28 protein-coding genes and 1 pseudogene are annotated in these 26053 nt (G+C 70.6%); 19 read left to right on the top strand and 10 right to left on the bottom strand.

The genetic code is table 11. The features are described 5' to 3' along the window. Window positions 1-43: 43 nt before the first annotated feature. Window positions 44-808, bottom strand: a pseudogene (locus CES90_RS34620) (VOC family protein). An 83-nt stretch (window positions 809-891) separates the two neighbouring features. Beyond that, window positions 892-1284: a VOC family protein gene (locus CES90_RS34615; protein WP_189787387.1), complete on the bottom strand. Its 393-nt coding sequence runs from the start codon at window positions 1282-1284 to the stop codon at window positions 892-894. 76 nt (window positions 1285-1360) lie between these two features. Between CES90_RS34615 and CES90_RS34610 the strand changes: the two genes are divergently transcribed. Then, window positions 1361-1900 carry a GNAT family N-acetyltransferase gene (locus CES90_RS34610; RefSeq protein ID WP_189787388.1) on the top strand — a complete coding sequence of 180 codons (540 nt, stop codon included), beginning with the start codon at window positions 1361-1363 and terminating at the stop codon, window positions 1898-1900. Between the two features lie 3 nt (window positions 1901-1903). Here the strand turns inward: CES90_RS34610 and CES90_RS34605 are convergent, their stop codons facing one another. Beyond that, window positions 1904-2587 carry a glycerophosphodiester phosphodiesterase gene (locus CES90_RS34605; RefSeq protein ID WP_189787389.1) on the bottom strand — a complete coding sequence of 228 codons (684 nt, stop codon included), beginning with the start codon at window positions 2585-2587 and terminating at the stop codon, window positions 1904-1906. A 340-nt stretch (window positions 2588-2927) separates the two neighbouring features. Here CES90_RS34605 and CES90_RS34600 point away from each other — a divergent pair, with 340 nt between their 5' ends. From CES90_RS34600 to CES90_RS34575, 6 genes are all read left to right on the top strand, one after another. Next, window positions 2928-4325 (top strand): DUF6421 family protein, encoded by a 1398-nt coding sequence (locus tag CES90_RS34600; protein ID WP_189787390.1) that lies wholly within the window; start codon window positions 2928-2930, stop codon window positions 4323-4325. 47 nt (window positions 4326-4372) lie between these two features. Further along, window positions 4373-5125, top strand: a complete 753-nt coding sequence (locus CES90_RS34595; protein WP_189787391.1) for an SDR family NAD(P)-dependent oxidoreductase — start codon at window positions 4373-4375, stop codon at window positions 5123-5125. Next, entirely contained in the window at window positions 5122-6192 is a 1071-nt protein-coding gene (locus CES90_RS34590) for a threonine aldolase family protein (RefSeq protein ID WP_189787392.1), read from the top strand. The genes CES90_RS34595 and CES90_RS34590 overlap by 4 nt, the downstream gene beginning before the upstream one ends. A 75-nt stretch (window positions 6193-6267) precedes the next feature. Then, window positions 6268-6840, top strand: a complete 573-nt coding sequence (locus CES90_RS34585; RefSeq protein ID WP_189787393.1) for a transglutaminase domain-containing protein — start codon at window positions 6268-6270, stop codon at window positions 6838-6840. A gap of 8 nt (window positions 6841-6848) precedes the next feature. Continuing rightward, entirely contained in the window at window positions 6849-7544 is a 696-nt protein-coding gene (locus CES90_RS34580; protein WP_189787394.1) for a B3/B4 domain-containing protein, read from the top strand. A gap of 39 nt (window positions 7545-7583) precedes the next feature. After that, complete coding sequence (locus CES90_RS34575) at window positions 7584-7937, top strand: hypothetical protein (RefSeq protein WP_189787395.1); 354 nt, start codon at window positions 7584-7586, stop codon at window positions 7935-7937. Window positions 7938-7983: 46 nt separating this feature from the next. Here CES90_RS34575 and CES90_RS34570 read toward each other — a convergent pair whose 3' ends face one another. Continuing rightward, window positions 7984-8712, bottom strand: a complete 729-nt coding sequence (locus CES90_RS34570; RefSeq protein ID WP_189787396.1) for a lysophospholipid acyltransferase family protein — start codon at window positions 8710-8712, stop codon at window positions 7984-7986. Between the two features lie 185 nt (window positions 8713-8897). Then, entirely contained in the window at window positions 8898-9314 is a 417-nt protein-coding gene (locus CES90_RS34565; protein WP_189787397.1) for a DUF4395 domain-containing protein, read from the bottom strand. A gap of 75 nt (window positions 9315-9389) precedes the next feature. Between CES90_RS34565 and CES90_RS34560 the strand changes: the two genes are divergently transcribed. From CES90_RS34560 to CES90_RS34545, 5 genes are all read left to right on the top strand, one after another. Next, entirely contained in the window at window positions 9390-9803 is a 414-nt protein-coding gene (locus CES90_RS34560) for a thioredoxin family protein (protein ID WP_189787398.1), read from the top strand. 91 nt (window positions 9804-9894) lie between these two features. Further along, window positions 9895-9969, top strand: a complete 75-nt coding sequence (locus CES90_RS52120) for a putative leader peptide (RefSeq protein ID WP_373313591.1) — start codon at window positions 9895-9897, stop codon at window positions 9967-9969. Between the two features lie 49 nt (window positions 9970-10018). Continuing rightward, window positions 10019-10528, top strand: a complete 510-nt coding sequence (locus tag CES90_RS34555) for a flavin reductase family protein (RefSeq protein WP_189787399.1) — start codon at window positions 10019-10021, stop codon at window positions 10526-10528. 231 nt (window positions 10529-10759) lie between these two features. Then, window positions 10760-11548, top strand: coding sequence for an electron transfer flavoprotein subunit beta/FixA family protein (locus CES90_RS34550; RefSeq protein ID WP_189787400.1), 789 nt, complete (start codon window positions 10760-10762; stop codon window positions 11546-11548). Window positions 11549-11767: 219 nt separating this feature from the next. Beyond that, window positions 11768-12730 carry an electron transfer flavoprotein subunit alpha/FixB family protein gene (locus tag CES90_RS34545; RefSeq protein WP_189787401.1) on the top strand — a complete coding sequence of 321 codons (963 nt, stop codon included), beginning with the start codon at window positions 11768-11770 and terminating at the stop codon, window positions 12728-12730. 57 nt (window positions 12731-12787) lie between these two features. Here CES90_RS34545 and CES90_RS34540 read toward each other — a convergent pair whose 3' ends face one another. Continuing rightward, window positions 12788-13693 carry an endonuclease/exonuclease/phosphatase family protein gene (locus tag CES90_RS34540; protein ID WP_189787402.1) on the bottom strand — a complete coding sequence of 302 codons (906 nt, stop codon included), beginning with the start codon at window positions 13691-13693 and terminating at the stop codon, window positions 12788-12790. 193 nt (window positions 13694-13886) lie between these two features. Here CES90_RS34540 and CES90_RS34535 point away from each other — a divergent pair, with 193 nt between their 5' ends. Together CES90_RS34535 and CES90_RS34530 are read left to right on the top strand one after the other, a co-directional pair. Continuing rightward, window positions 13887-15215 carry a DUF6986 family protein gene (locus tag CES90_RS34535; protein ID WP_189787403.1) on the top strand — a complete coding sequence of 443 codons (1329 nt, stop codon included), beginning with the start codon at window positions 13887-13889 and terminating at the stop codon, window positions 15213-15215. A 101-nt stretch (window positions 15216-15316) separates the two neighbouring features. Beyond that, on the top strand, window positions 15317-17041 hold the full coding sequence (locus CES90_RS34530; RefSeq protein ID WP_189787404.1) for a serine/threonine-protein kinase: 1725 nt from the start codon (window positions 15317-15319) through the stop codon (window positions 17039-17041). Between the two features lie 26 nt (window positions 17042-17067). Here the strand turns inward: CES90_RS34530 and CES90_RS34525 are convergent, their stop codons facing one another. Beyond that, entirely contained in the window at window positions 17068-17835 is a 768-nt protein-coding gene (locus CES90_RS34525; RefSeq protein WP_189787405.1) for a hypothetical protein, read from the bottom strand. 3 nt (window positions 17836-17838) lie between these two features. After that, window positions 17839-18915 (bottom strand): LacI family DNA-binding transcriptional regulator, encoded by a 1077-nt coding sequence (locus CES90_RS34520; RefSeq protein WP_189787406.1) that lies wholly within the window; start codon window positions 18913-18915, stop codon window positions 17839-17841. A gap of 245 nt (window positions 18916-19160) precedes the next feature. Between CES90_RS34520 and CES90_RS34515 the strand changes: the two genes are divergently transcribed. From CES90_RS34515 to CES90_RS34505, 3 genes are all read left to right on the top strand, one after another. Next, entirely contained in the window at window positions 19161-20117 is a 957-nt protein-coding gene (locus CES90_RS34515) for an ROK family protein (protein ID WP_189787407.1), read from the top strand. Between the two features lie 231 nt (window positions 20118-20348). Beyond that, window positions 20349-20621 (top strand): hypothetical protein, encoded by a 273-nt coding sequence (locus tag CES90_RS34510; RefSeq protein WP_189787408.1) that lies wholly within the window; start codon window positions 20349-20351, stop codon window positions 20619-20621. A 166-nt stretch (window positions 20622-20787) separates the two neighbouring features. After that, complete coding sequence (locus tag CES90_RS34505; protein WP_189787409.1) at window positions 20788-21828, top strand: NUDIX hydrolase; 1041 nt, start codon at window positions 20788-20790, stop codon at window positions 21826-21828. 20 nt (window positions 21829-21848) lie between these two features. On the opposite strand, the gene CES90_RS34500 is transcribed toward CES90_RS34505, so the two are convergent. Next, the gene (locus CES90_RS34500; RefSeq protein ID WP_189787410.1) at window positions 21849-23204 is read right to left on the bottom strand and encodes a dipeptidase; all 1356 of its coding nucleotides are present in this window, start codon (window positions 23202-23204) and stop codon (window positions 21849-21851) included. A 182-nt stretch (window positions 23205-23386) separates the two neighbouring features. Between CES90_RS34500 and CES90_RS34495 the strand changes: the two genes are divergently transcribed. Then, window positions 23387-24592 carry a geranylgeranyl reductase family protein gene (locus CES90_RS34495; RefSeq protein ID WP_189787411.1) on the top strand — a complete coding sequence of 402 codons (1206 nt, stop codon included), beginning with the start codon at window positions 23387-23389 and terminating at the stop codon, window positions 24590-24592. Between the two features lie 49 nt (window positions 24593-24641). On the opposite strand, the gene CES90_RS34490 is transcribed toward CES90_RS34495, so the two are convergent. Beyond that, on the bottom strand, window positions 24642-25091 hold the full coding sequence (locus CES90_RS34490) for a nitroreductase family deazaflavin-dependent oxidoreductase (protein ID WP_189787412.1): 450 nt from the start codon (window positions 25089-25091) through the stop codon (window positions 24642-24644). A 179-nt stretch (window positions 25092-25270) separates the two neighbouring features. Between CES90_RS34490 and CES90_RS34485 the strand changes: the two genes are divergently transcribed. Beyond that, window positions 25271-26002 carry a TetR/AcrR family transcriptional regulator gene (locus CES90_RS34485; RefSeq protein WP_189787413.1) on the top strand — a complete coding sequence of 244 codons (732 nt, stop codon included), beginning with the start codon at window positions 25271-25273 and terminating at the stop codon, window positions 26000-26002. Window positions 26003-26053 lie beyond the last annotated feature (51 nt).

Raw genomic sequence — 26053 nt, 5'->3', positions numbered from 1 at the left:
AGGGCACTCCAACACAAACACGCCGGCGCGGGCCGTACCCGGTTCAGCCCTCCTCGCCGGCCACGTACACGCCGAACACGGCCCCTTGGGGGTCCCGCAGGACCGCGATCCGGGGCCCCTCCGGCACCGACGTGGGCTCCATGAGCATGGTGCCGCCCGCCTCGGCCGCGATCCGGGCGGTGTCGTCCACGTCCTCGACGGCGAAGTACGGCAGCCAGTGCGCGGGCACCTCGTGCGGGAACATGTCGTCCATCGTGATCATGCCGCCGAAGTCGGCGCCGCCGATGCCCCACTGCGGGTAGCGCTCACCGGCGTTCACGCTTCAGCCGAACACCGTGGTGTAGAAGGCCCTGGCCTGTTCCGGCGCGCGGGTCAGCAGCTCCACCCAGCCGAGCGCGCCGGGCGCGTTGAACAGCCCGGCGCCGGGGAAGGAGCGTGCCTGCCACAGCTGGAAGGCCGCGCCGCCCGGGTCGAGCGCCACCGCGAACCGCCCGATGTCGAAGACGTCCATGGGTTCCAGCACGACGGTCCCCCCGGCCGCGCGTACCGCCTGCGCCGTGGCGTCGGCGTCGCTCACCGCGAACGACACGTTCCAGGCCACCGGCTGCGACTCCTGGTACAGGGGGGTGAGGGCGGCGACCACCGCGTCACCGAGATGCGCGACGGTGTAGCCGCCCGCCTCCTGGCGGGGATCCGTCTCCGGACGCCAGCCGAACAGCTCGGTGTAGAACCGCTTGGCCGCCTCCAGATCACTCGTCCCCAGCTCGGTCCAGCAGGGCCCGCCGGTCACCGGTGCGTCGAGCTTCAGGGCGTTCCTCCTGGAAGGACGACCCCCTCACGCTATGCCCGCGCCCCGGCCCCGGCCACCGCTGGTCATGAACCGGCCCGGGTTCAAATCCCCGGCCGGTACCGCAGCGGATGGTCCGCCGGGACCTCCACCAGCACGATCTCCGTGCCGTCCGGATCGGCGATCCACATCTCGACCAACCCCCATGGCTCCTTCACCGGCGGTCGCCGCACCTCCACCCCGGCGGCCACCAGCTCGTCGTGCGCGGTCTCCACATCCGCCACCTGAAGCCACAGCTTCAACGCGGGCGACGGCGGCGTCTCCGAGCGCCCGGCGACCTCCAGGAAACCACCGCCGAGGAAGTACACGACACCCCGGTGCTCGCCCGTACCGAACTCCCGGTAGACGGGAAGCCCCAGCTGCTCGCCGTAGAAGGCACGCGAACGCTCGGGGTCGGTGGGGCGCAGGAGCGTGCGGCTGCTCAGTACATGGATCATGCATCGGAGACTAACCGGGCGACGGGATAACATCGTCCCTGCCCGAGCCGCGCCGAGATCCCTCAGGAGGCGCCCCATGGACACCGCCGTCACCGGCCTGACCTTCCGTGACGCCACCGACGCCGACGTGGACGCCCTCGTCGCGCTGATCGAGTCGGCGTACCGGGGAGACTCCAGCCGGGCCGGGTGGACCACGGAGGCGGACATCCTCGAAGGGCAGCGCACCGACCCCCAGGGTGTTCTGGAAGTCATCAAGGCGCCCGACAGCCGGTTGCTCACCGTGGAGCGCGACGGCAGGGTGGTCGCCTGCTGCCAGCTCGAGGACCGCGGTGACCACGCCTACTTCGGGATGTTCGCGGTGAGCCCGGCGCTCCAGGGTGGCGGCCTCGGGAAGGTGATCATCGCCGAGGCCGAGCGGATCGTGCGGGAGAGCTGGGGCGCCAAGGAGATGCACATGACCGTGATCTCCGTACGGAACGACCTCGTCGCCTGGTACGAGCGGCGCGGCTACCGCCGTACGGGACGGATGACACCGTTCCCGTACGGCGACGAACGGTTCGGCATTCCCCAGCGCGCGGACCTGCAGTTCGAGCTGCTGGTCAAGGAACTCGGGTAGCCGTCACGCGGTGAAGCGGCCCGTGCGTTTGATGTCCGGGTAGTCGGTCGTCGCGCCGTCCAGTTCCAGCGCGCGCACCAGCCGCAGATGGTCCTGGGTGTTCACGACCCAGCCGATGATGCGCAGGTTCGCCTTGCGGGCGTGCTCGACGATCTCCAGCGTCAGCCGCCGGATGTTCAGCACGACGGCTGAGGCGCCCACGGCGACGGCCCGGTCCACGACGTCGGTGCCGTAGCGGCTGGCGACCAGTGCGGTGCGTACGCCCGGGACCAGCCGGGCGATCTCGGCGACCGCCTCGTCGTGGAAGGACAGCACCTCGACCCGGCCCGCCAGGTCGCGCCGGCGCATGACGTCGGCGAGGGCCCGGGCCGCCGCAACGTCCTTGATCTCGGCCTGGAGCGGTGCCCTCACCGCGTCCAGGACCTCGTCGAAGGTGGGGATCCGCTCGCCGCGGCCCGCGTCCAGGGCGCGCAGCTCGGCGAGGGTCTTGTCGGCGATCGGGCCCGTACCGTCCGTCGTCCGGTCCACGTCCGCGTCGTGCATGACGACGAGCGCGCCGTCCTTGCTCAGATGCAGATCGAGTTCGATGACGTCGAGGCCCGCGCGATCGGCGGCGACGAAGGAACGGAGGGTGTTCTCGGGTTCGACACCCATGACTCCGCGGTGACCGATGGTGAGGAAGTTCAAGGTTGACTCGCTTCCGTCGACTGCGGCTCGGCCCGCGTGACCGGGAGGGGCGGCACGCGGCTGGGCCGCAGCGTAGTCCTCCGGCCGGGCGATGTATCCGCATGTGCACGGCCCTTTCGAGCCGTCCCACGTCGACGAAGAGGACCGTTCCGGCACCGGTGCGCACGACGGGGTCATCCCTGAGTGGGCGAGTCCGGCGCGCGTTGACCCCGGCGTCGCCGTACGGGGCGCCACGGATCGCCACGGGCCCGCCACGGGTCGTTCTTGATCGGTCTTGCGGCGGAGCACCTCGCCTACATACGGTGTCCCTACGAAAGGTTCTCCCGTGGAGGATGGGGTCATGACGGAAATTCTTGCGCAACTGGGTACGGAGGGCGCTGTTCCTTCGGTCGGCAGGGTGGTGGAGCACCCGGCCTGGCCCGTGCTCAAGGATGCCGTGGAGCGGATCCGGCCATGGCAGTCCAAGGACGGTTCGATCGACTTCGACGCCGACGCCGCCCCGGACCCCGCGGACGCCGAACTGGCCGTCCAGGACGTGATCGGCGCGGTCCAGACCATCTCGCCGCTGCTGCCGCACGACGCCGTGTACCACGAGGCGCTCGTCAAGGACCTGCGGCGCTGGGCCGACGACGGCTTCAAGGTGCCCGACTTCCTTGACTCGCTGCTGGCCTTCCAGCCGGCTGCCAACCGCGCGGACGGCCTCCAGCACCTGGTCGTCTTCCCGATGTACACGCAGAACGGCAACCCGGACCGCAACCTCGAAGCGGTCGTGCTGCGCATGGTCTGGCCCGACTGGCTGGCCGAACTGGAGCGCACCCGCTACGACAACCCGCTGTTCTGCGGCATCACCTTCGAGGACTTCACCGCCGGCTACGACACCAACTCGGCCGTCCTCTTTCCGGAGACCATCGCCGTGCGCGAGGCCCCGGCCCGCTTCTCCTGGGGCGGCATCTTCTGTGACCGCGAGGCCGCCCGCTTCCGCCGTGTCACCGACGCCGCCGTCGACATCCTCGGCCTCGAACTGCCCGAGGACGTCGCCGCGATGGTCCACGACCAGAAGCGCTGCGAGGAGGCCTTCGTCCTGTGGGACATGGTCCACGACCGCACCCACAGCCACGGCGACCTGCCCTTCGACCCCTTCATGATCAAGCAGCGCCAGCCGTTCTGGATGTACGGCCTCGAAGAGCTGCGCTGCGACCTCACCGCCTTCAAGGAGGCCGTGAAACTGGAGGCCGACGGCGTCCCGCAGGCCCGCGACGTGCAGTACGCGGTGCTCTTCGACCGTATGTTCCGCTTCCCGGTCACCGGCGAGCGTGTCCGCAACTACGACGGGCTCGGTGGCCAGCTCCTCTTCGCCTATCTGCACAAGCATGACGTGGTCCGCTGGACCGACAACAAGCTGTACATCGACTGGCAGCGCGCCCCGCAGGTCACCAACCAGCTCTGCGCCGACATCGAGAAGCTCTACCGCGACGGCATCGACCGCCCGAAGCTCGTCCACTGGTTCGCCGGGTACGAGCTGGTCGCCGGCTACCTCGCCCCGCACCCCGGCTCCCGCTGGGCCAAGGGCCCGGACGCCCTGGATCTGACGCAGCCGCCGCGCAAACTCGTCGACGACGTGCTTCCGGACGAGTTTCCGCTCAGCATGTTCTATGAGGCGCTCGCCAAGAAGCTGAAGAACGTGATCGCCTCGACCAAGGGCATCACTGCGGCGACCGCCGAGCGGGCCGCCGCGTGAGCGGGCGAGTCGTAGACGTCGTAGGCGCTGCTCAGGAGGCGAAGATCATGGGGAACGACAACGGAGCACTGAGCGGCGCGGTGATCGCGGTGGCCGGCGCGGGCGGACCCGCGGGCCGGGCGGCACTGCTGCGCCTCGCCGACGCGGGGGCGATCGTCGTCGGCTCCGACAACGACCCGGAGCGGCTGTCCGAGGCCGTGGACGCCGCCCGCTACGCGCACGGCGGGGCCACCGTCGTGGGCGACACGGTCGACCTCCTCGACCTCAAGTCGACCCGCGACTGGGCCACCCGCGTCGAGAAGGACTTCGGCCGGGTCGACGGACTCGTCCACCTGGTCGGCGGCTGGCGCGGCAGCGAGACCTTCACCAGGACCAGCCTCGACGACTGGGACTTCCTGGAGATGCTGCTCGTCCGCACCGTGCAGCACACCTCCCTCGCCTTCCACGAGGCCCTGCAGCGCAGCGAGCGCGGCCGGTACGTGCTGATCAGCGCGGCCGGTGCCAGCAAGCCCACCGCAGGCAACGCCTCCTATGCCGCCGCCAAGGCCGCCGCGGAGGCGTGGACGCTGGCCCTGGCCGACTACTTCCGCAAGGCCGGGGGGCCCGACGGGCCGACGTCCGCGGCTGCGATCCTGGTGGTGAAGGCGTTGGTGCACGACGCGATGCGCGCCGAGCGCCCCAACGCGAAGTTCGCGGGCTTCACCGACGTCAAGGAGCTGGCCGAGGCCATCGCCGGCGTCTGGGACAAGCCCGCCGCCGAAGTGAACGGGAACCGTCTGTGGCTCACAGAGAAGCCGTGAACCCACCCAAGACCGACGCTCGTCGCCATCACGACCCCGCGATCCGCGGCTTCGCCAGCGACAACTACGCGGGGGCCCACCCCGAGGTGCTCGCCGCCCTGGCCCTGGCCAACGGCGGGCACCAGGTCGCGTACGGCGAGGACGAGTACACCGAGAACCTCCAGCGGATCGTCCGCAGCCACTTCGGCGCCACCGCCGAGGCGTTCCCGGTCTTCAACGGCACCGGCGCCAACGTCGTCGCCCTCCAGGCGCTCACCGACCGCTGGGGTGCGGTGATCTGCGCCGAGAGCGCCCACATCAACGTCGACGAGGGCGGGGCCCCCGAGCGCATGGGCGGTCTCAAGCTGCTCACCGTGCCGACCCCCGACGGCAAGCTCACGCCTGAACTGATCGACAAGCAGGCGTACGGCTGGGACGACGAGCACCGCGCCATGCCACAGGTCGTCTCCATCACTCAGAGCACCGAGCTGGGCACCCTCTACACGCCCGACGAGATCCGCGCGATCTGCGAGCACGCCCACGCCCACGGTATGAAGGTCCACCTGGACGGCTCCCGCATAGCCAACGCGGCCGCCGCCCTGAACGTGCCGATGCGTACGTTCACCAACGCGGTCGGCGTCGACATCCTCTCCCTGGGTGGCACCAAGAACGGCGCGATGTTCGGCGAGGCCGTCGTCGTCATCAACCAGGACGCCGTCAGCCACATGAAGCACCTGCGCAAGCTGTCCATGCAGCTGGCCTCCAAGATGCGCTTCGTGTCCGTGCAGTTGGAGGCGCTGCTCGCCAAGGACCTCTGGCTGCGCAACGCCCGCCACGCCAACGAGATGGCCCAGCGGCTGGCCGAGGGCGTCCGCGCGGTCCACGGGGTGGAGATCCTCCACCCCGTCCGGTCCAACGCCGTCTTCGCCCGCCTCCCGCACGACGTGAGCGAGCGCCTGCAGAAGCGCTACCGCTTCTACTTCTGGGACGAGGCCGCCGGCGACGTCCGCTGGATGTGCGCGTTCGACACCACCGAGGAGGACGTGGACGGCTTCGTGGCGGCGCTGAAGGAGGAGATGGCACGCTGAGGCGTTCTGCATAAGTATGCGGTCACCCGAAAATGCATTGACTCTCGGGTGATTGCATACCTATGCTCTGCGGGCATGGAGCTGATCCAGAACACCCCCGACCTTTCCGCATACTTGGCCGCTGACGAGGCCATTGACCACGATCACGCCCTGGTCCGCGAGACGGCCGCGCGGCTCGCCAAGGGTGCCGAGGACTCGTATGCCTATGCGCGCCTGGCGTTCGAGTTCGTGCGCGACGAGATCCCCCACTCGCAGGACTCCGGCGACCCGCGTGTGACGTGGCGCGCCTCCGACGTCCTGGAGCAGCGGACCGGCATCTGCTACGCCAAGGCCCACGCCCTGGCGGCCCTGCTGCGTGCCGAGGACATCCCGACCGCGCTCTGCTACCAGAAATTCGACGTGGTCCATGGCCTGGTCGCCGTACGGTTCAACGGCGCCTGGCATCGTCAGGATCCGCGGGGCAACAAGCCGGGCGTCGACGCCCGGTTCTCCCTCGATGGTGAGCGGCTGGCCTTCACGCCAGACCCTGAGTCCAATGAGATGGACTGGCCGGTCCTGTACGCTGAACCTCATCCGGCCGTACTGAGCGCCCTCAAAGCCGCCCCCGACCGGCCGTACCTCTGGAAGACGCTCCCCACCGCACTCTGAGGCAGACGATGACCCTCTCCCTGACCGTGTCCGACGAGGTGCGCGCCCTCGCACCCGGCTTCACCCACGTCGCCGTCGAGGCGTACGACCTGGCCAACGGGCCCAGCACCGCCGAGAGTTCGGCCCTCCTCGACGACGCGGCCCGCCGTCTGGCCGTACGACTGGACGGGCGCGCCCCGCACGAGGACCCGCACATGGCGGCCTGGCGCGAGACGTACACGGCGTTCGGCGCCAAGCCCTCCCGCACCCGCAACTCGGCGGAGGCGCTCGCCAAGCGGGCGCTCTCGGAGGCCGGACTGCCCCGGATCAACGTCCTCGTCGACGTCTACAACGCGATCAGCGTCGCCCATCTGATCCCGGTCGGCGGTGAGGACATCGACCGGATCGAGGGCGGGATGCGGCTCGTGCGGGCCGCCGGCGACGAGGACTTCGTGACCGCCGCGGCGGGCGAGGAGGTCGTCGAACACCCCGAACCCGGCGAGGTGGTGTGGCGCGACGAGACGGGCGTGACCTGCCGCCGCTGGAACTGGCGTCAGGGCCCCCGCACCCGGCTCACCGAGGAATCCACCTCGGCGATCTTCCTCCTGGAGAGCCTGGCACCCATGCCGGTGGCCGACGTCGAGCGCGCGGCGGCGGAACTGGCAGAACTGGTCGAGAAGTTCAGCCCCGGCACGCGTATCACCGTGCACACGCCGTCCGTGTGAAAGGTCCAGCAGGACGAACGTGGACAACGGGGGGTACGGATGAGCGAGGCAGGGAGAATCCAGAGGTTCTTCGAGCGGTCCGAGGGGCATCAGCGCGCGGACATGCGCATCGCCGCGCTGATGGTCGCCGTGGACCTGCTCGTCGTCGGCTGGATCCTGGCCGGTGGCACGGAGGGCGTCTTCACCGAGGACTGGCTTCCCTACCCGGGCATGATGAACCCGACCGGCGAGACCTACCAGCACAACTCCGTGGTGTTCCTCCACCGGTTCGCGGGCGTGAGCGTCGGCCTCGCCCTGCTCGGCCGGCTGTGGCTCACCGCCGTGGCGCAGCTGGTCGTGCTCAACTTCGGGGCGGGCTTCATCGGTTCCCTGTCCACGGACTGGAATCCGTGAAGCCCGCGCCGTGAGGTGAGCTTCCCCGTGAGCCCCGGGGATCGGATCAGTGTGCCTCGGCCTCGCGGACCTGCTCCGGCGTCGGGGCCGTGCCGCCGAGGTGGGCCGGCATCCACCAGGTGTCGTCCGGGCCCTTGGGGCGCACGGGGTAGGCGCGCTGCGCGGCCTCCAGCAGCTCCTGAACGCGCTCGCGCAGCTGCCGGGTGATCGCGCCGGCGTACTTGTCCTTGGAGGCCTCCAGTGCCTCACCGACCCGGATGGTGATCGGGATGTGGCTGCGCTTGAAATTGCGCGGGTGGCCCTTGGTCCACAGCCGCTGCGTGCCCCACACCGCCATCGGGATCAGCGGGACGCCCGCCTCTTGGGCCAGGCGGGCGGCACCCGACTTGAAGCTCTTCAGGGTGAACGACTGCGAGATGGTGGCCTCGGGGAAAACCCCGACGATCTCACCCGAGCGCAGCGAGTCCAGCGCGTGCGCGTAGGCCGCCTCACCCTGCTCGCGGTCCACCGGGATGTGCCGCATGTTGCGCATCAGCGGCCCGGAGATCTTGTGCCGGAACACCGACTCCTTGGCCATGAAGCGCACCAGACGCTTCTGCGGCAGCGCCGCCAGGCCGTCGAAGATGAAGTCCAGATAGCTGATGTGATTGCTCACCAGGACCGCGCCGCCCGAGCGCGGGATGTTCTCCGAGCCCTTGCAGTCGATCTTCAGGTCCCATGCCTTGAACAGGGTGCGGGCGAGACCGATGGCGGGACGGTAGGCAAGCTCTGCCATGGACGGAGTGGACCCTTCTCTCTGCCTGGGAAGGGGGCTCCCGGCGGGAAGTTACGCAGCCGTAGGTTTACGGCATCTCGCAGATCGTGCCCCAAGAACGGACGAGTAGCCAGTCCTGGTGCCGGTGAAGGGCGAGATTCTCGTCACGTCGGACACACGTCCGACCGCCGTGCTTCACCTCACCTTTACTCGGCGCGCACGGTCACCCGCCGGACGAGCAGGTACATCTCGCACCCCAGGCAGTACCCGAACACCGCGTTGAGGAAGGCGGCCGCCAGCGCCGCCCCGGTCGCCGCGAGCCCCAGCCATTCGGGCCCCACCGCGTAGCCGACCAGCCCCACGGCGGCGAAGACCAGGCCCACGGCCTGCGCGAAGCGCGGCGGCTCGGGTGCCTCGAGCTCCGTCGGCGGCCCGATCCGCGGCCGTACGGCCTTACGGAAGACCCAGCCGTACGGCGAACGCGCCGCCCCGCCCGCCGCGCCCAGCGCGAACGCGAACGTCTGCCAGGCCAGCAGCCAGACGCTGCCGGTGATCAGGACGACCGCCAGCACGACGGTCGTCACGGCCGCGCCGAAACGCGGACCTCTCACATCAATGTCCATGAGGCAAGCATTCCGCAAGCCAATCCCCGCCAGGCGCCGGGAATCTTTGCAGTCGCGTGAACGCTGAAGCACGCTGTGACCGGACTCGTGGTGTGTGTGCTGGTGCTCGCCGCGGCGAGCGTCTACGGAGTGCTGCAGCGGCGGCGGAGCGGGAGAGTCAGAGTGCGCGGGCGGGACGGAGACAAGCGGCTCGGCGCGGCGGAGTTGGGGGAGGGGCTCGGTGAACGGGCCACGCTCGTCCAGTTCTCCAGCGCCTTCTGTGCCCCCTGCCGCGCCACCCGCCGGGTGCTCACCGAAGTCGCCGGCATGGTCCCCGGCGTCACCCATGTGGAGATCGACGCCGAAGAGCATCTCGACCTCGTCCGCCGGCTCGACATCCTCAAGACGCCGACCGTGCTCGTCCTCGACGCCGACGGCCGGATCGTGCGGCGGGCCACCGGGCAGCCGCGTAAGGCGGACGTCATCGCCGCGCTCGGCGAGGCCGTGTGAGGTTCGGGAGTTCGAGGAGTGACCTGTGTCGCATCTTCCGGATGACGGAACGTACTTGACTGTAAGCATTATCGATCGTCAGCCTGACGGTATGCCCAGGGAACTCCTTCTCGTCGAGCGCGTCCATGTGGACCTGGTCCGCACGGCGAGTTCGCGCTGTCCGTGAACGTGAGCAGCCACGGTCAGCTCGTCCACTTCAGCAGAAGGACAACTCCATGACGGCCACCCACGGCCTCGGTCTTCCCCAACTCGCCTCCTCCGACCTCCTGCGCTCGGTCTTCCGTCGGCACGCGGCCGGAGTCGCCGTCATCACCGCACAGGACGGCACCGGGCCCGTCGGTTTCACCGCCACCTCGCTCACCTCGGTCTCCGCAGAGCCCCCGCTGCTCTCGTTCGGCATAGGCACCGGCGCCTCCAGTTGGCCGGTGATCTCCGAGGCGGAGTATGTGGGCGTGCACATACTCGGCGAGCACCAGCAGGAGCTGGCGGCCACCTTCGCCCGCAGCGGCGCGGACCGGTTCGGGGCGCCCACCGGATGGCGTAGCGGCCCGGAGGGAGTTCCCGTGCTCGACGACGTACTCGCCTGGCTGGTCTGCCGGGTGGTGGCACGGGTCCCGGCCGGCGACCACCGCATCGTCCTCGCCGAGGTCGTCCTCGGCGACCCCACCGGCGTGGGGCGGCCGCTGCTGTACCACCAGGGACGGTTCAACGGGCTGCGGGACTGAGCCTCGGGACCAAGGCTTCGGGTAGATTCCCATCTGATTACAGAGGGTTGCCTAACTCACAGTCCAAAGCGCTTGCTCAGCGGTGGCGGAGTGCGGGAATGTAGGTGTCGTACTGGCGAGTAATATTTCGTTCGGAGCGCGGGCCGCCCCGATCGGGATCGGCCGCTTCAGGCGCCTATGCTGCCTGCATAGAAGGCAGCCCGGAAAAGACGATGCAGTAGGAGAGCCGGCGTGAGCTTGAGGATCGTTGTCACTGTGAAGTACGTGCCCGACGCCACTGGCGACCGGCACTTCGCCGATGACCTGACCGTCGACCGTGACGACGTGGACGGTCTGCTCTCCGAACTGGACGAGTACGCGGTCGAGCAGGCGCTGCAGATCTCCGAGAACTCCGACGACGACGTGGAGATCACCGTCCTGACGGTGGGCCCCGAGGACGCCAAGGACGCGCTGCGCAAGGCGCTGTCCATGGGCGCCGACAAGGCCATCCATGTCGAGGACGACGACCTGCACGGCACCGACGCCATCGGCACCTCGCTGGTGCTGGCCAAGGCGGTCGAGAAGGCCGGCTACGACCTGGTGATCTCCGGCATGGCCTCCACCGACGGCACCGGCGGTATCGTCCCGGCACTGGTCGCTGAGCGGCTGGGTGTTCCGCAGGTCACGCTGCTCTCCGAGGTCTCCGTCGAGGACGGCGTGGTCAAGGGCCGCCGTGACGGCGACGCCGCGAGCGAGCAGCTGGAGGCGTCGCTTCCGGCCGTGGTCTCCGTGACGGACCAGTCGGGCGAGGCGCGTTACCCGTCCTTCAAGGGCATCATGGCGGCCAAGAAGAAGCCGGTTCAGTCCTGGGACCTGTCCGACCTCGACATCGAGGCCGAGGAGGTCGGTCTGGAGGGCGCCTACACGGTCGTCGACTCCGCGGCCGAGCGCCCGGCGCGCACCGCGGGCACGATCGTCAAGGACGAGGGCGAGGGCGGCAAGCAGCTGGCCGAGTTCCTGGCGAGCCAGAAGTTCATCTAGGGGTCGGTGGCGCGGGCCGGTTGCAACGCGACCCGCGCTCCGGTGGATTGCTTATCAGCAGGAGAGCAATCCCGTGACTCCGCCCGAAGGGGCTTCTCGCTCGACCGAGACGGCCTCACGACGGACAAGCCCTGCCCGATGCCGAACGGCACGCGCCGCGCGTAGCAGTCAACATGTCTTCCCCCGGCCGAAGTTCGGGGTTCTCGCCCAGGAGTAGTAATGGCTGAAGTTCTTGTTTACGTCGACCACGTGGACGGTGCCGTCCGCAAGCCCACGCTGGAGCTGCTGACCCTGGCCCGCCGCATCGGCGAGCCCGTCGCCGTCGCGCTGGGCAACGGCGCCGCCGACACCGCCGCCACGCTCGCCGAGCACGGCGCGACCCGCGTCCTCACCCACGACGCCGCCGAGTACGCCGACTACCTGGTCGTCCCCAAGGTGGACGCCCTGCAGGCCGCGTACGACGCCGTCTCCCCGGCCGCCGTGCTGGTCCCCTCCTCCGCCGAGGGCAAGGAGATCGCCGCCCGCCTCGCGCTGCGCATCGGCTCGGGCATCATCACCGACGCCGTCGACCTGGAAGCCGGCGACGAGGGCCCGGTGGCCACGCAGTCGGTGTTCGCCGCTTCCTTCACCACCAAGTCCCGCGTCGCCAAGGGCACCCCGGTCGTCACGGTCAAGCCCAACTCGGCCGCCGTGGAGGCCGCCCCGGCCGCCGGTGCGGTCGAGGCCCTGTCCGTGACCTTCTCCGACAAGGCCACCGGCACCAAGGTCACCGGCCGCACCCCGCGTGAGTCGACCGGTCGCCCGGAGCTGACCGAGGCCGCGATCGTGGTCTCCGGCGGCCGTGGCGTCAACGGCGCCGAGAACTTCGCGATCATCGAGGCCCTCGCCGACTCCCTCGGCGCGGCCGTCGGCGCCTCGCGTGCCGCCGTCGACGCGGGCTGGTACCCGCACACCAACCAGGTCGGCCAGACCGGCAAGAGCGTCTCCCCGCAGCTGTACATCGCCTCCGGCATCTCCGGCGCCATCCAGCACCGGGCCGGCATGCAGACCTCGAAGACGATCGTGGCCGTCAACAAGGACGCTGAAGCCCCGATCTTCGACCTGGTCGACTACGGCGTGGTCGGCGACCTCTTCGACGTCGTCCCGCAGCTCACCGAGGAGATCAAGGCCCGCAAGGGCTGATCGACTCAGGGCGTACGAGGCCCCCGTGACCGCACGCGCGGTCACGGGGGCCTCGGCTCATCCCAGGGTCAGCGAGGCCTGCACCGGCAGATGGTCGCTCGGGTACATCCCGTCCACGGAGAAGGTGTTCATCGCGGCCCAGTGCGTGGTCACCCCGGGCGTGGTGAGGATCCAGTCGATGCGCCGCCCGCCGGGCCTGAGCCCCCGGTAGCCGTGGTACGTCCCGTACGCCGGACTCCGCGAGGCCGCGGCGTCCCAGGCGTCCACCAGGCCGATGTCCAGCATGAGGTCGTACACCTGGTTGTCGTGGGCTTCGGCGTTGAAGTCGCCGGTGACGATGACCGGTAACGATCGGTCCCACCCGGCGATGGTCTCGCCGATGAGTCCCGCGGAGCGCTCGCGGGCGTACTGGCTGACGCTGTCCAGATGGGTGTTGAGGACGTAGAACTCCCGGCCCCCGTCGTCGAGATCGGCGAAACGCACCCAGGTCACCATGCGCAGCCAGTCCGCGTCCCACGTGTTCGAGGCGATCGTGTACGGGGTGTCGGACAGCCAGAAGTGATCGAACTCGATCGGGTCGAGTCTGCGGGTGTCGTAGAAGATCGCCATGAACTCGTCCTTGCTGCCGCCCCCGCGTCCGGTGCCGATCCAGTCGTAGTGCCCGCCGAGATCCTTCTCGATCATGCGCAGTTGCTGGTAGAGCCCTTCCTGGGTGCCGATGACATGCGGTCGCTCGCGGCGCAGCAGCTCTCGCATCACCGGTCGGCGCACGGACCAGCGCGGTGTCTTGTCGACGACCGTCGAGAAGCGCACGTTGAACGTCATGACGTTCAGGGCGCCCGCGTACTCGCCGGCGGAAGCGGGCTGTGTGGAGCCCGCGGTGGTGAGTAGCGGTCCTGCGATGGCGGCGGCCGCCGCGGCCTTGAGTCCATGGCGGCGCGTCACCCCGACCTCGTTCGGCACGTGATCTCCCTCCCCTTGCAAGTCACGATGAAGCTTGCCTCCTGTCATACGTATGAAGAGAGCGGGTCCGCAGTGACCAGGGGGAAAGGATGGGGAATCCCACTTCGAGACGGTGTTGACCAGGGGGAAGATCGACGGTTAGCTGCGTTATGCGGACTGTTGATTCCGCTGTGCGGAAAATGGAGGGTGTGGAATGGGGCAGGGTCGGCAGGAGAACGTGGCGACGAGTCTCGCGGGCGCCATCAGCGAGGAGATCAGCTCCTCCCTCGCCCCCGTCGACGCGGAGCTGGAGCGCCGCTACCCGGGAGACCCCGGCACCCGTCAGCCCGTGCACACCGTCTACGTCCCCGGTGACGTCTTCGCCGCCGACACCCTCCGCACCTGGGGCGCGCAGGCACTCGCCGCCCTCGACGAGCACGCTCCCGACGCCGCGTCCTTCGCCGCCGTCCTCGGCCTCACGGACGAGCTCGCGGGGCCCGTGTACGACCGGGTCCGCGCCAAGCTGGAGCGTGAACCGATCGAGGACCTGCGCGTCGACTTCGAGGACGGCTACGGGCCGCGCCCCGACGCCGAGGAGGACGAGACGGCCGCCCGCGCCGCCCGGCTGATCGCCGAGGCCTACGCCAAGGGCACGGCCGCCCCGTACATGGGCATCCGGATGAAGTGCATGGAGGCGCCGGTACGCGACCGGGGCATCCGCACGCTCGACATCTTCCTCACCGGCCTGCTGGAGGCCGGCGGCCTGCCCGATGGGCTGGTGCTGACCCTGCCCAAGGTCACCTACGCCGAGCAGGTCTCGGCCATGGTCCGGCTCCTGGAGGCCTTCGAGAAGGCGCGGGGCCTCACGCCCGGCCGGATCGGCTTCGAGATCCAGATCGAGACCAGCCAGGCCATCCTCGCCGCAGACGGCACCGCCACCGTCGCCCGCATGATCGACGCCGCCGAGGGCCGCGCCACCGGGCTGCACTACGGCACCTTCGACTACAGCGCCTGCCTCGGCGTCTCCGCCGCCCACCAGGCCAGCGACCACCCCGCCGCCGACCACGCCAAGGCGATCATGCAGGTCGCGGCGGCGGGCACGGGCGTACGCGTCTCGGACGGCTCCACCAACGTCCTGCCGGTCGGCCCCACGGAGAAGGTCCACGACGCCTGGCGCCTGCACTACGGCCTCACCCGCCGCGCCCTGGCCCGCGCCTACTACCAGGGCTGGGACATGCACCCGGGCCACATCCCCACCCGCTACGCCGCCGTCTTCGCCTTCTACCGCGAGGGCTACGAACAGGCCGCCGCCCGCCTGTCGCGGTACGCGGGCCGCGTCGGCGGCGACGTGATGGACGAGCCCGCCACGGCCAAGGCGCTCAGCGGCTACCTCCTGCGGGGCCTCGACTGCGGCGCACTCGACATCGACGAGGTCTCCAGCGCGACCGGCCTGACCCGCGCAGACCTGGAGGGCTTCGCGGCGCCCCGACGTGCGGATCTGACGATTTCCGGCCGGCAGGAGAGCGGTCCCGGCGACGGGTAAGTAGCGGTCCTGTGCCAGCAGTTGGCACCGGTTCGGGGCGCCCCTCCCGGCACCGTAGGCTGTACGCCCACTCATCGGTTTGTCACAGGAACGGGGCGTAGGTGTCTGCGGGGGCGAACGAACAGGCGGACGGTGTCGGGCGGCTCCTTGTCGGGCGGTACCGGGTCGCGGAGCAGCTAGGACGCGGCGGCATGGGTGTCGTCTGGCGGGCCGTGGACGAGGTGCTCCACCGCGAGGTCGCCCTCAAGGAGTTGCGCACCTACACGGACGCGGCCGGGCCCGAACTCGCCGACCTGGGGCTCCGGATGCAGCGCGAGGCCCGGGCCGCCGCCCGCATCCGCCACCCCGGAGTCGTCGCTGTGCACGACGTGGCCGAGGTCGACGGCCGCCCGCTGATCGTCATGGAGCTGGTCGACGGGCCGTCGCTGGACGACGTCCTGCGCGACCGGGGCCTCCTCGACCCGCGCGAGGCGGCCGCCATCGGGGCCAAGGTCATGGACGCCCTCGCCGCCGCCCACAAAGTCGGTGTACTGCACCGCGACGTCAAGCCCGGCAACATCCTCCTCGACCGCTCGGGCCGCGTCGTGCTCACCGACTTCGGCATCGCCACCATGGAGGACCCGAACGACGGCTCCGCCACCCACCTCACCCGCAGCGGCGAACTCGTCGGCTCTCTCGACTATCTGGCCCCCGAGCGCGCCCAGGGCAACGATCCCGGCCCCGCCTCCGACATCTGGGCACTCGGCGCCACCCTGTACGCGGCCGTCGAGGGCACCTCCCCGTTCCGCCGTACGTCCACCTGGTCGACGCTCACCGCGATCGTCGCCGAACCGCTGCCCGAACCGCAGCGCTCGGGCGCGCTCGGTCCCGTCCTGCAACAGCTGATGGACAAGCGACCGGAGGCCCGTCCGGACGCCGACCGGGCCCGGCAACTCCTGGAGGCCGTGGCCGCCGGGGACGCACCGACGTCGGGCGGGCCCACGCCGCCGCCCAGGCAGGAGACGGAGCGGAGCGTTCCCTCGGTGCCGCCGGGCTTCGGACCGCCGGCGGCGGCTTCCCACGCGGTCCCGGCGTCGGGAGCGGTCACCTCCGTGTCCGCGCCCGGCAGCCGCCCCCGCAAGGGCCGCGCCCTGCTCGCCGCCGTGGCCGTCACCGTCGTCCTTGCGGCCACCGGCGTCACGGTCGCGCTCCTGAACAACCGTGCCGACACCGAGACGGGCGCCCAGCCCTCCGCCACCGAGACCGCCGACCCTTCCGAAGACCCCAGCCGGGGTTCGCTCGGCCTCTCCGACGGCTCCGGCGACAAGGAGAAGGAGAAGGAGAAGGACGACAAGAAGTCCGCGAGCCCGAGCGAGCAGCCGAGGCAGGACGACGAGAAGGGGACCGAGGTCTCCGCGTCCCCTTCCCAGAACGCCAGCGGCGGCACCACGGACGGCAGTTCGGGCAGTTCGGGCGGCTCGGGCGGTTCGTCGGACAGCACGGGCGGCTCCACCGGCGGCGGTACGACGACCGGTGGGACCACCGGCGGCGAGACCACTCCGGAACCCTCCTGCTACTCGATCGGCGGCGGCAAGTACAACTGCACGGTCTGGCGCACGGCCGACTCCTACACGGCCTCCGGCACCAAGGTCGGCGTCCTCAAGCAGGGCACCAACTACTTCTACTGCCAGCAGAACCTCGGCCGGCGCGAGACCTACGGCGAGTGGACCAACGTCTGGTGGGCCAGGACCGACGACGACAGCGGCAACACGAACGTCTTCGTCAGCGACGTCTACATCAAGGGCGGCGACAACGACGCCCCGGTGCCGGGCCTCCCGACCTGCTGAAGCCCGGCCCGGCCCGGGGCGGCGGCCTACGATCGCGGATGCGGCCGTACGTACTGCTCCAGGCCGGACACCGTCGTCCACTTCATCTCGGCGAACAGCTGCCTCCCCCGGACGCACAGCGCCCGGTTGCCGCGCGCCCGGGCGCAGAACTCGTCGGGCGTCGCGCCGAACAGGTCGCGTAACTCCGTTGAGGCGGCGAGCAGTTCGGTGATCAGCGGACGCTGGCGGCCGGGGTGGGAGCGCGGGGCCGGGCCGCCGTTGTGCAGGACGCCCCACCGGTTGACGTAGATCCAGGCGTGGTCCAGCACCTCGCCCGACTCCAGCTCGACCCGGAAGTCGCCGGCGGGCAGGGCGGCACGGTGGAAGTTCCCCGTCGGGGAGTCGACGCCCTCGCTCCTGTCGACGACGGCGAGTTGCCGCTCGTCCAGCCAGGTGATGAAGAGTTCGCTGGTGGAGCCGGGGGAGTGGAAGGGGGACGCGGACATGTAGCCCAGCAGGCTCACATGGGCGGAGACACCGACACCGATGCCCGTGACCCTCGCCTTGACCATGGGGATCCGGCACTCCACGCCGTGCTCCGCCATCTTGTGCACGAGTTGGGCGGGGCAGGCGTTGGAGCCGACCGAGAGCACGGGGACGCGGTCCTCGTGGACGAGTGTGTCCAGGGGCAGCATCCGGTTGCCGTCCAGGAGCGCGGAGCGAGAGGGCCGGGCGCCCGGATAGCTCAGCGGATCCTCGCGCGGCGCCACGGCGAGACCGAGCGTTTCGAGCGTACGGGGGTCGGGGGCGCCCAACGGTCAGTCCGCGGGCGGGAGTTCGCCGGAGCCGCGGGCGATCAGCCGGGTCGGTAGTTCGATGCGCTCAGGGACGACGAGGGAGCCGTCCAGCTGCTGGAAGAGGCGCTCGGCGGCGGTACGGCCCAGCCGGGCGGGATCCTGGGCGACCACGGTGATGCCCGGCCGGAGGAGATCGGCCAGCTCGAAGTCGTCGAAGCCGACCAGGGCGACCCGGCGGGCGTGCTCGGCGAGGACCCGTACGACCGTGACGGTCACCCGGTTGTTGCCCGCGAAGACCGCGGTGACGGGCGCCGGGCCGGACAGCATCTCCTCCGCGGCCCTGCGGACGCGCTCCGGGTCGGTGACGCCCAGGGACATCCACGCTTGCTCGACCGGTATGCCCGCGTCCTCCATGGCCGCCCGGTAGCCGCGCAGCCGCTCGGCGGCGGTGTGGATGCGGGGCATGTCGCCGATGAAGCCGATGCGGCGGTGGCCGTGGGCGATGAGGTGGGCGACGCCGTCGCGGGCCCCGCCGAAGCTGTCCGACAGCACGACGTCGGCGTCGATTCGCCCCGCCGGGCGGTCCACGAACACCGTGGCGACGCCGGCCCTGATCTCTGGCTCCAGATACCGGTGGTCGTCTCCGGCCGGAATGATCACGAGCCCGTCGACGCGGCGCGCGCACAGCGCCAGCGCCAACTCCTGCTCGCGGTCGGGGTCCTCGGCGCTGGATCCGTTGATCAGCAGTGATCCGTGCGCGCGGGACACCTCCTCCACCGCCCGGCTGAGCGGGCCGTAGAACGGGTCGGCGAGGTCTTCGAGGACCAGACCGATGCTGGCCGTACGGCCCTTGCGCAGCACCCGCGCGCTGTCGTTGCGCCGGAAGCCGAGCGCCTCGATCGCCTCCTGGACCCGGCGCTCGGTGTCCGGGGTGACGCCCGGCTCGCCGTTCACCACCCGGGAGACCGTCTTCAGGCCCACGCCCGCCCGTGCCGCGACGTCCTTCATCGTGGGACGGTTGCCATAGCGGTTATCGGGTCGGCGGGCGGTGCTGGGGGCCGTCTCGGGCACGATGCGCTGTCCTGTCCTGTCGTCCACGGGCGGTGTCGTCGTCCACGGGCGTTGTCGGTGATGCCGTGTCGGATTTGTGTCGCTGTTGAGGGTGTGGCGTCGAGCATAGAGCCTGGACAACGTTGTCACAGCCGGGAGAGACTGTCTATCGCATTCTCTGGCCGGCGCCCCCCACCAGGCGAGCGTCGTGCTGCCAGTTTTCCGGCCGGAGATCCGGGTGTCGCTGGATTCGGGTACCCGGTAGGAGACTCGCAGCGGGAGAACTGACACTGATGCAGACCGACCTCGTGGCCGCGCTCGACATCGGCGGCACCAAGATCGCCGGGGCGCTGGTGGACGGCCACGGCCGGATCCTGGTGCGCGCGCAGCGCCCGACGCCCGCGCAGGAGGACGGCGACACCGTGATGCTGGCCGTCGAGGAGGTGCTCGGCGAACTGACCTCCACCCCGCTGTGGAGCGGCGCCACGGCCGTCGGCATCGGCAGCGCCGGCCCCGTGGACGCCTCCGCCGGCACGGTGAGCCCGGTGAACGTCCCCGGCTGGCGCGACTTCCCCCTCGTCGAGCGGGTCCGGGCGGTGACTGGCGGGCTGCCCGTCGAGCTGATCGGCGACGGTGTGGCCATCACCGCCGCCGAGCACTGGCAGGGCGCCGCCCGCGGCCACGACAACGCGCTGTGCATGGTCGTCTCGACGGGCGTCGGCGGCGGACTCGTCCTCGGCGGAAAACTGCACCCGGGCCCCACCGGCAACGCCGGCCACATCGGGCACATCAGCGTCCAACTCGACGGTGACCCCTGCCCTTGCGGTGCCCGCGGTTGCGTGGAACGCATCGCGAGCGGCCCCAACATCGCCCGCCGTGCCCTGGACAACGGCTGGCGGCCCGGCCCCGACGGCGAGAGCTCGGCCGCCGCGGTCGCCGCCGCCGCCCGGGCCGGCGACCCCGTCGCCGTGGCCTCCTTCGAACGCGCCGCCCAGGCCCTCGCCGCCGGCATCGCGGCCACCGCGACCCTCGTCGAGATCGACATCGCCGTCATAGGCGGGGGAGTCGCGGGCGCGGGCGACATCCTCTTCGCCCCGCTGCGTTCCGCGCTCAAGAACTACGCCACGCTGTCGTTCGTCCAGCATCTGACGGTCACGCCCGCCGTGATGGGCACGGACGCGGGCCTTGTCGGCGCGGCCGCGGCGGCACTGGCGGGGCGGCCGAGCACGCCGGTGGCGGGGGTGGGGTAGGGTCCGCGGGCGCTGGGCGCTGGGCGCTGGGCGCTGGGCGCTGGGCGCTGGGCGCTGGGCGCTGGGCGCTGGGCGCTGGGCGCTGGGCGCTGGGCGCTGGGCGCGCCGGATACGGAAGCGCGGTGTCGTCGGGGCCGCAGGTCCGGGGGCGGGGGCCTCGGATTAGTGGGCGCGGGCGAAGCCTCGGGAACCGGCCGTGACCCCTCGCCCCGTTCCAGCGTTGTGCGGGGCATGAAGAAGCGCAGCATGCTCGCCATCGCCTCCCTCGCCACCGGCTTCGTCGTCGCGGCCATCACGCCGTCGCACGGTGCCGAGGCCAGGGAGACACCCGGAAAGACCGACGGGCTCAGCAAACTGGACGTCGAGGGCACCCTCGCCAAGGTCGGCAAGACGGTCGCCGGCGACAGCCTGACCGCCCTCGGTGACGAGGCTCTGGGCGGCAAGGCCGACCAAAAGCAAAAGGGTCAGCAGGGTCAGCAGGGCAAGGGCGGCAGGGCGGGCTGACAGCCTTGTAGGAGGCGGCCGGTTCAACTTCCGTCTCGCCCGACACAGCGGCGGGTTCTCCACACGGTGGGGAACCCGCCACCGTGTTTTCGGCCCTTCATCAGCGGCTGGTTTCCGTGGCGGAGTGGAGGGCAAGCCTCAGGGGGTCAACAGAAGAGGGGGAACCGTGACCGTCGTTTGGATCAACGGCGCGTTCGGTGCGGGAAAGACCACCACCGCACGGGAACTGATCGAACTGATCCCGAACAGCACGCTCTTCGACCCCGAGGTCATAGGCGGCGCACTGACACACATGCTGCCTGCCAAACGCCTCGCCGAGGTCGGCGACTTCCAGGACCTGCCGAGCTGGCGACGGCTCGTGGTCGACACAGCCGCCGCCCTGCTCGCCGAGCTGGGCGGCATCCTCGTGGTCCCCATGACGCTGCTCCGCCAGGAGTACCGCGACGAGATCTTCGGCGGCCTCGCCTCCCGCCGCATTCCCGTACGGCATCTGCTTCTGGCCCCGGCCGAAACGATACTGCGAGAGCGAATAGCCGGTCGGGAGATACCACCCGACCTCCCCGACGGCGAGATGCGGATGCGTCAATGGGCGTACGACCACATCGCGCCCTACCGCGCCGCCCTGGGCGGTTGGCTCACCGCCGACGCCCACCTCGTCGACACCAGCGCCCTCACCCCGTACGAGACCGCACGGCGCATCGCCGACGCCGTGGCCACCGGTGACGTACCCGCGTGCGACATCGTGCAGACCCCAGAGCCGACCGCCGAGACCGTCGCCGCGGGGGTACTGCTGTTCGACGAGGACGATCGGGTCCTGCTGGTCGATCCGACGTACAAGCCCGGCTGGGAGTTCCCCGGCGGAGTCGTGGAGTCCGGCGAGGCGCCGGCCAGGGCGGGCATGCGGGAGGTCGTCGAGGAGACCGGGATACGACTCGACGACGTACCCCGGCTGCTGGTGGTGGACTGGGAGTCGCCCACGCCCCCCGGGTACGGGGGACTCCGCCTTCTCTTCGACGGGGGGCACCTCGATACGACAGGGGCTCAGCGGCCCGTGCTCCCCGGCCCCGAGTTGCGCGACTGGCGCTTCGTGACCGAGGAGGAGGCCGCGGATCTGTTGCCGCCGGTGAGGTATGAGCGGTTGCGGTGGGCGCTTCGGGCGCGGGAGCAGGGGGCCGCGCTGTACTTGGAGGCGGGAGTGCCGGTGTGAACCGGCATTGAGGTGTTCGCTCAGCTCGCCGCGTAGTTGCGCAGGAACAGCGCCTCCGTCACCGCCATGCGCTCCAACTCCTCAGGGCACACGCTCTCGTTGACCGCGTGGATCTGAGCCTCCGGCTCGCTGAGGCCGATGAGGAGGATCTCGGCGGTCGGGTAGAGGGCGGCGAGGGCGTTGCAGAGCGGGATGGAGCCGCCGTGGCCCGCGTACTGCATCTCCTGGCCCGGGTAAGCGACGGCCATGGCGGCGGCCATCGCCTCGTACGCCGGGCTGGAGGTGTCGGCGCGGAAGGCCTGGCCGTGGCCGATCGGCTCGCAGCTCACCCGGGCACCCCACGGGGTGTGCGCCGTCAGGTGGGCTTCGAGCAGCTTCATCGCGTGCCGCACGTCCACGCCCGGCGGGACGCGCAGGCCGACCAGGGCGCGGGCGCTCGCCTGGATCGACGGGGTGGCGCCGACCACCGGCGGGGCGTCGATGCCGAGCACGGTGGCGGCCGGGCGCGCCCAGATACGGTCCGCGACGGTGTCGGCGCCGACCAGCTCCACCCCGTCGAGCACCTTGGCGTCCTTGCGGAACTGCCTGTCGTCGTACGCCAGGCCGTCCCACGTTCCGTCGCTCGCGAGCCCGTCGACGGTCGTCGTACCGTCCTCGGCGCGCAGCGAGTCCAGTACGCGGATCAGCGCGGCCAGCGCGTCGGGGGCCGCGCCGCCGAACTGGCCCGAGTGCAGGTTGCCTTCGAGAGCGTCGATCTTCACCCGCATGAGGATCATGCCGCGCAGGGACGAGGTGACCGTCGGCAGTCCGGCGCGGAAGTTGCCCGCGTCGCCGATGACGATCGTATCGGCGGCGAGCAGCTCCGGATGCTGCTCGGCGTACTGCTGGAGACCGCCGGTGCCCATCTCCTCGGAGCCCTCGGCGATCACCTTGATGTGGACCGGGACGCCACCGTCGGCCTTGAGCGCGCGCAGGGCGAGCAGGTGCATGATCACGCCGCCCTTGCAGTCGGCCGCGCCGCGCCCGTACCACCGGCCGTCGCGCTCGGTCAGCTCGAACGGCGGCGAGAGCCAGGCGGCCTCGTCCAGCGGCGGCTGGACATCGTAGTGCGCGTAGAGGAGCACCGTCTTCGCGCCCTCGGGACCCGGCAGGTAGCCGTACACGGACTGGGTGCCGTCGGGGGTGTCGAGCAGGGCCACGTCCTGGAAGCCCTCGGCCCGCAGCGCGTCGGCGACCCAGTTCGCGGCGCCCTCGCTCTCGCTCCTCGGGAACTGGTCGAAGTCCGCCACCGACTTGAAGGCGACCAGTTCGGCCAGCTCCTCCTTCGCCCTCGGTATCAGTGAGGCGACGGTCTCGGCGACCGGATTCGACGACATGGGCACGCTCCTCATGGGTGCGACGTTGTCCGCTGGGGTAGGTGGGTGCGTACGCGCGTACCCGATGTGTCGGTGTAGGGCGCACGCGCTGCCGATCCTCCCACAGCGGACCTCGGCGACACCCGCCGTAGGATGCGTGGGACAGGTGCGGCAGGCGGCTGGATCGGGAGCAGTAGACCATCGTGAGCAGCGAGAACTCTTCGGCGGACGACGTGCAGCGGGTGTGGGACGTTGTCGTGGTGGGCGCGGGACCCGCGGGGGCTTCGGCCGCCTACGCGGCGGCGGTCGCGGGACGCAGCGTCCTGTTGCTGGAGAAGGCGGAGCTGCCCCGGTACAAGACGTGCGGCGGCGGCATCATCGGCCCCTCGCGCGACGCCCTGCCCCCCGGCTTCGAACTGCCCTTCAAGGACCGGGTCCACGCGGTCACCTTCTCCCTGGACGGCCGCTACGCCCGTACGCGTAAGTCCAAGCAGATGCTGTTCGGGCTGATCAACCGGCCCGAGTTCGACCAGCAGCTCGTCGAGCACGCGCAGAAGGCGGGCGCCGAGCTGCGTACGGGCGTCACGGTCACCCGGGTCGAGCAGCACGGCTCGGCCGTACCGGACCGGCGCACGGTCGCCGTCGTGCTGCAGAGCGGTGAGACGCTGCTCGCGCGGGCCGTTGTCGGCGCCGACGGCAGCGCCAGCCGCATAGGAGCCCATGTCGGGGTGAAGCTGGAGCAGGTCGACCTCGGCCTGGAGGCGGAGATCCCGGTGCCGGAGACCGTCGCCGAGGACTGGAAGGGACGCGTCCTCATCGACTGGGGTCCCATGCCCGGCAGTTACGGGTGGGTGTTTCCCAAGGGTGACACGTTGACGGTCGGCGTGATCTCCAAGCGTGGTGAAGGCGCCGCCACCAAGCGGTACTTGGAGGACTTCATCGGGCGGCTGGGCCTCGCCGGCTTCGAACCGAGCGTCTCCACCGGGCACTTGACGCGCTGTCGGGCCGACGACTCGCCGCTGTCGCGGGGGCGGGTGCTGGTGTGCGGGGACGCGGCCGGCCTGCTTGAGCCGTGGACGCGGGAGGGGATCTCCTTCGCGTTGCGTTCGGGGCGGCTCGCGGGGGAGTGGGCGGTGCGGATCGCCGAGGCGCACGACGCGGTGGACACGCGCCGGCAGGCGCTGAACTACGCGTTCGCCGTCAAGGCGGGGCTCGGTGTCGAGATGAGCGTCGGCAAGCGGCTGCTGGTCGCGTTCGAGCGCCGCCCCGGCCTCTTCCACGCGGCGCTCACCGGCTTCCGGCCCGCCTGGCGGGCCTTCGTGGACATTGTGCGCGGTTCGACCTCCCTGGGGGAGATCGTCCGGAACCATCCGATCGCTCAGCGGGCCCTTACCGCGTTCGACAGGTAGGGCGGGTAGGACGCGTAGGGTGCTTGGGCTGCTGGGCACCGGCGGGGCGCTACTTGTTGACGGTGATGCGGAAGACCGGGTGCCTGGGGGCCGCGGCGAGCAGTTCCTCGTCGGTCGAGTCGGCGTTGACGTCACCGAAGAAGCGGCCCACCTCCCAGCCCCACTTCTTGAGGTAGGTCCGCAGCACGGCGGGCTTATCCTCGTCGGTCAGCTCGACCGCGGTGAACTCCTGCATCCGGCGGCCGACTTGGAGTCGCCCGCCGCCCGCGGCCCGCATGTTCCGGACCCACTCGGAGTGGCCGCGCGCCGAGACGAGGTAGGGGCCGCCCTCGTACGGCAGGGGGTTGACGGGCAGGCGGCGCCACTCGCCGCTCTTGCGGCCGCGCACCGAGAGTTCGGCCGTGCCGAGGAGGCTGACGCCGCGGCGGGCGAGCCAGCCGACGAGGTTGTTGAGCGCCCTGTCGAAGGGATTGGCCTTGATGTAGTGGGTCGACGACATGGTGCGTTCCTTTCGGATCGATGATCTGAATCGAGAGCGGTGCTCTCGCTTGAGAGCAGTGTGCACGGGGCGGGCACTCCGAAGCAAGAGCGGTGCTCTCGGTTTTGGGCGGTGATCTCGAATGTGGGCGGCGCTCTCGTTTGTGTGCACTGCTCCGGCGCTGTGGCACACTGCTTTGCATGAGCACCACAGAAGGAGCCCGCGCCCGCGCCCGGATCGAAGTCACCGCCGCCATCAAGGACGAGGCGCGCAGACAGCTCGCCGCCGAGGGGGCCGCAAAGCTGTCGCTGCGCGCCGTCGCCCGCGAGCTCGGCATGGTCTCCTCCGCGCTGTACCGCTACTTCCCCAGCCGCGATGAGTTGCTCACCGCGCTGATCATCGACGCCTACGACTCCCTCGGCGAGGCCTCCGAGGCGGCGTACGCGAAGGCGCGTGGCGGGAGCCCCGCCGAGCAGTGGATCGCGGTGTGTGAAGGGGTACGGGAGTGGGCGCTGGCGCGGCCCCATGAGTACGCGTTGATCTACGGTTCGCCGGTGCCCGGGTACACCGCGCCCCGGACGACGGTGCCGGCCGCGTCCCGCGTCGGACTGTTGCTGATCCGGATCGTGCGCGACGCCTACCAGGCCAAGGGTGTGGCCCAGTGGAAGGTGCCGGCCGAACTCCGGCCGGAGGCCCGGCGGATTGCCGAGGACCTCGCCCCGGATCTGCCGCCGGAAGTGGCCGTGGTGCTCATCGCGGCGTGGGCGCAGCTGTTCGGGCTGGTCAGCTTCGAGGTGTTCGGGCAGTTCAACCGGCTGGTCGAGGGCCGGGAGACGTTCTTCCGACACGCGGTCGCCCAACTCGCCCATCATGTCGGTCTGGTGTTCCCTCAGCCCACCGGGACGGGCGGTGCCGGCGCGGCCGGGCCCTGACGGAGGATTCGCGCGGTGCGGAGGGCGTACTTCGCCGGGAGTACGTGTGAT

Source organism: Streptomyces capitiformicae, from assembly GCF_002214185.1.
GTDB classification, from domain to species: domain Bacteria; phylum Actinomycetota; class Actinomycetes; order Streptomycetales; family Streptomycetaceae; genus Streptomyces; species Streptomyces capitiformicae.
This window is presented reverse-complemented; position numbering and strand designations above follow the sequence as displayed.